Below are 3,508 nucleotides of genomic sequence, written 5' to 3'. Positions count from 1 at the left end.
GGCCGGCGGCCGCCGCCGGATTGGTGAGGAGAACGACGCGGGCGATGGTTCTCCGGCCGCTCACGGGATCAGCTTGCCCGGGTTGAGGATCCCGGCCGGGTCCAGCTCGGCCTTGACGGCGCGCAGGACGCGCACGCCGAGGTCGCCGATCTCGGCGGCCATCCACGGGCGGTGGTCGGTGCCGACGGCGTGGTGGTGGGTGATGGTGCCGCCGGAGCGGACGATGGCGTCGCCGGCGGCGCGCTTGGCGGCGGCCCAGCGCGCCAGCGGCTCCTCACCGAGGGCGGCGACCACGGTGAAGTAGAGGGACGCCCCGGTCGGGTAGACGTGCGAGATGTGGCACAGTACGAGCGATCCGGGCAGGGCCTCGGTCAGCGCGGCGGTGACGGCGAACCGCAGGGCCGGCAGCCGCTGCCAGTCGGCGGCGGTCTCCAGCGTCTCGCACAGGGCGCCCGCGTCGAGCAGCGAGTCGCGCAGGTAGGGGGCGTTGAACCGGCCGTGCTCCCAGGCCCGGGCGGGCGCCTCGCCGAGCGAGGTGCCGCCGGCGGCGAGCAGGACGTCGCGGGTGAGCCGGTGGCGGGCGGCGACCGGCTCGGCGGTGCCCTCGAAGACGGTGACGGCCAGGCAGCCGGTGACGGCGGGCTCGCCGCCGATCTTCTCGGTCATCGCGAGGTTGACCATGGTTTCGGCCTCGTCGGAGAGCCGGATGACGGTCGGTCCGGTGCCCTGCTGCTCGACGGCGCGCAGCGCGGCGGTGCCGGTGGCGAAGTCGGGGAACGACCAGGCCTCGTACGCCTTGACGGCCGGCACGGGGTGCACCCGCACCCGCACGGCGGTGATCACGCCGAGGGTGCCCTCCGAGCCGAGGAACAGCTCGCGCAGGTCGGGCCCGGCGGCGGAGGCGGGGGCGCGGCCGAGGTCCAGCACGCCGGCCGGGGTGACCACGCGCAGGCCGCGCACCATCTCGTCGAACCGCCCGTGGCCGGCCGAGTTCTGCCCGGAGGAGCGGGTGGCCGCGAAGCCGCCGATGGTGGCGAAGCGGAAGCTCTGCGGGTAGTGGCCGAGTTCGAAGCCGCGCTCGCCGAGCAGGGCCTCCGCGGCCGGGCCGGTGAGGCCGGCGCCGAGCAGGGCCTCGCCGGAGGTCTCGTCGAGGTCGAGCAGCTGGTCGAGGCGGCGCAGGTCGAGCGAGACGACGGCGGCGAAGGCACCGCGCTCCGGCTCCAGCCCGCCGACGACGCTGGTCCCGCCGCCGAAGGGCACGACGGCGATGCGGCGTTCGGCGCAGACGGCGAGCAGCGCGGCGATCTCGTCCTCGTCACCGGGCAGCACCACGGCGTCGGGCGCGTCCTGCGGCGCGCGGGAGCGGCGGCGCAGCAGGTCCGGGGTGGACTTGCCGCCGGCCCGGGGGAGGCGGTCGGCGTCGGCGGTGCTGACGTGGGCCTCGCCGACGGCGGCGGCGAGCGCCGCGAGGTCCTCGGGGGAGAGGACGGAGGGCCGCAGCACGACCTCCGAGGCGTCCGGGCCGGGGGCGGCGTCGCCGGTGACGCCGAGGGCGGCGGCGAGCAGGCCCTTGATGTCGGAGGACAGCTCCTTGGCGAGGGCCGGGTCGCCCCAGGCGTCCCACTTCATCGGGGGGAGGGGCAGCGTGGCCGCACCGGCCGACGCTGCTTGCTTCTCGGGGGTCATGCGTTACAGTTTTACACATCATGTCAAGTAGTAACGAGCGTACCGAGCGTCCTCGCGAGCGTGGAACCGATGACGCGATCCTCGATGCCGCCGCCGAGCTGATCGTCCAACACGGCGTGGGGCGAACCCAGTTGGCCGAGATCGCGCGCCGCGCCGGGGTGAGCCGGCCGACCGTCTACCGGCGCTGGCCGGACGTCCGGGCGGTGATCGGCGCGCTGCTCACCCGCGAGATCGGGGCCACCCGGGACGCCGTCCGGCTCGGCGGCGCCGACCGGGCCGCGTTCGTCGACGGCGTGGTCGAGGTGGCCGTCCGGCTGCGCGACCACCCGGTGCTCGGCGCGCTGCTGCGTTCGGCCGACTCCGACACGCTCTTCGAGTACGTGGTCGACCGCCTCGGCGCCAGCCAGCGCGGGCTGCTGGAGGCGCTGCGGGCCGGCATCGTCCAGGGGCAGCGGCACGGTTCGATCCGGGCCGGCGAGCCGGTCGAACTCGCCGCGATGGCGCTGCTGATCGCCCAGTCCACCGTCCAGTCGCACCGGATGGTGGCCGAGCTGCTGTCCGAGGCGGCCTGGCGGCGCGAACTCGCCCGCGCCCTCGACGGCTACCTCGCGCCCTGACCCCCGATCGCCGACGGGCCGACGGGCCGACCGTCGCCCCCCGATCGCCGACAGACCGACCGCCACGCCACGGAGGCCGCAGATGACCACCACCGCCGGGCCCTTCGCCGGAACCACCCGACTCACCGCCCGCCGCCGGGAGTTGGAGCTCGACGCGCTCGCCGCCGGGCCGGCCGTCGACCTGCTGGTGATCGGCGGCGGCGTGACCGGCGCGGGCGTCGCGCTGGACGCGGCCGCGCGCGGGCTGTGCGTGGCCCTGGTCGAGGCCCGCGACCTCGCCTTCGGGACCAGCCGGTGGAGCTCCAAGCTCGTCCACGGCGGTCTGCGCTACCTCGCCTCCGGCCGGGTCGGCGTGGCCCGGGAGAGCGCCGTCGAACGCGGCGTGCTGATGACCCGCACCGCCCCGCACCTGGTCCGCCCGCTGCCCCAGCTGGTGCCGCTGCTGGACGGGTTGATGAAGCCGGGGCAGGCGGCGCTGGTCCGCGCGGGCTTCCACGCGGGCGACGCGCTGCGGCTGAGCGCCGGCACCCCGGGCCGTCTGCTGCCGAGGACGCGCAAGGTGGACGCCGCGCGCGCCCGCGCCCTGGTGCCGGGCCTGCGCGGCGCCGGTCTGTCCGGCGCGCTGGTCGCGCACGACGGTCAACTCGTTGACGACGCGCGGCTGGTGGTGGCGCTGGCCCGGACGGCGGCGCAGTACGGGGTGTCCGTGCTGACCAGGGTGCGCGCCGATCAGGTGACCGGGGCGGGCGCCCGGCTCACCGACACCCTGACCGGAGAATCGTTTCTGCTCAGCGCCCGCGCCGTCGTCAACGCCACCGGCGTCTGGGCGGGCGAGGTGGACCCGTCCATCCGGCTGCGCCCCAGCCGCGGCACCCACCTGCTGGTCGACGCGGGCGCCCTCGGCCGGCCCGCCGCCGCGCTCACCGTGCCCGTCCCCGGCTCCACCAGCCGGTTCGTCTTCGCGCTGCCGCAGCAGCTCGGCCGGGTGGCGATCGGCCTGACCGACGAGGAGGCGCCCGGCCCGATCCCGGACGAGCCGCGACCCACCGAGGCCGAGCTGGACTTCCTGCTCTCCACCGTCAACGCCGCCCTGGAGACCGCCCTGACCAGGGACGACGTGCGCGGCGCGTACGCCGGGCTGCGGCCGCTGATCGACACCGGCGACGGCGCCACCGCGGACCTCTCCCGGCAGCACGCGGTGCTGG

At 76.4% G+C, this 3,508-nt stretch carries 3 protein-coding genes; 2 read left to right on the top strand and 1 reads right to left on the bottom strand.

All coding sequences use genetic code 11. From position 1 onward, the window contains the following. Positions 1–60 precede the first annotated feature (60 nt). Positions 61–1,686: an FAD-binding oxidoreductase gene (locus tag ABD308_RS14330; protein WP_425554763.1), complete on the bottom strand. Its 1,626-nt coding sequence runs from the start codon at positions 1,684–1,686 to the stop codon at positions 61–63. Positions 1,687–1,706: 20 nt separating this feature from the next. On the opposite strand from ABD308_RS14330, the gene ABD308_RS14325 reads away from it, so the two are divergent. Continuing rightward, entirely contained in the window at positions 1,707–2,303 is a 597-nt protein-coding gene (locus ABD308_RS14325) for a TetR/AcrR family transcriptional regulator (protein WP_344333513.1), read from the top strand. 82 nt (positions 2,304–2,385) lie between these two features. Then, positions 2,386–3,508: glycerol-3-phosphate dehydrogenase/oxidase (locus ABD308_RS14320; RefSeq protein WP_344333511.1), on the top strand; the 1,123-nt coding region annotated here is incomplete at its 3' end.

The organism is Kitasatospora putterlickiae, assembly GCF_039527695.1.
Classification (GTDB): Bacteria; Actinomycetota; Actinomycetes; order Streptomycetales; family Streptomycetaceae; genus Kitasatospora; species Kitasatospora putterlickiae.
Note: the sequence above shows the minus strand (reverse complement) of the source record. Positions and strands in the feature narration are given on the sequence as shown.

Coding starts and splice junctions, on each gene's coding strand:
- ABD308_RS14325 (WP_344333513.1), top strand. CDS start 1,707: ATGTCAAGTAGTAACGAGCGTACCGAGCGTCCTCGCGAGCGTGGAACC.
- ABD308_RS14330 (WP_425554763.1), bottom strand. CDS start 1,686: ATGACCCCCGAGAAGCAAGCAGCGTCGGCCGGTGCGGCCACGCTGCCC.